This window comes from Mesorhizobium sp. M7A.F.Ca.US.005.03.2.1 (genome assembly GCF_003997795.1).
In the GTDB taxonomy this organism is placed as follows: Bacteria; Pseudomonadota; Alphaproteobacteria; order Rhizobiales; family Rhizobiaceae; genus Mesorhizobium; species Mesorhizobium ciceri.
Map to the genome: position 1 here is coordinate 1 of NZ_RZRP01001455.1, position 753 is coordinate 753.

Annotated in this window: 1 protein-coding gene; it reads right to left on the reverse strand. The window is 65.7% G+C overall.

Features of this window, described 5'->3' with window-relative positions; genetic code table 11:
- Nucleotides 1-173: 173 nt before the first annotated feature.
- On the reverse strand, nucleotides 174-753 hold a 580-nt coding region (locus tag EN991_RS38450; RefSeq protein WP_164769773.1), incomplete at its 5' end, for a DUF2778 domain-containing protein.

Genomic DNA, 753 nt, shown 5'->3' on the forward strand with positions numbered 1-753 from the left:
GTCGTCATTCGCCGTCGGCGGCGTTTTCTGATCGGGAGATTTGGCCATGTCCCGAATATGGGATTTCCTGGCCAAAATGGAAAGAGCGCGGTGGGGAGAGGCGTGCCGGACAGCGCTGCTCCTGACAGCAGGCTGTCAGGAGCAGCGGGAGGGCGCCCGAAAGCCTCTTGTCGTTACACGCCCCTGGCGGCTGATGCGACCTGCGTCGCCGACCCGTTCAGGCGCGGCACCACGACGAGGCGTTTGATTTTGCCCTTCTTGAAAGCGGCGAGGAAGCGCGCATAGTCCTTGAAGGCGACGCAGCCGCTCGACTGGGCGTAGCGGCCCCGGAGCAGGTAGGTATGGGCCAGCAGGCCGTTGCGATTGTATTTGTTGCGGCCATCGACCGGTGTCAGGCGCAAGGCCTCCACTCCGTGGAAGCGCGACTCGCGCATCGACAGATTGTAGGTGTTGGGCGGCGTGGGTCCGCGATTCTTCTGGTCGGCATAACGCGGCTGGTCCGCCATGGCGCCGATGCCTGAATGCGCCTCCAGCCTCGAGCCGTCAGGCATGTAGACGGTCGCGCTGCTGATGTCGTACACGGCGACGCCATTGCCGGCTCCGCTCCTGGCGGCTGGCGAGTTGAAGAGGTTCCTGAACGCCTTGCCAAGGCCGCCCGAGGGCGTGTCGGGCTTGGCATAGGCCAGCACATCGCCGCCATCGGCCGGCCGGCCTTGCCGCGTCGGTTTTGCCGGCTGGGCCTGCTGGACCGTC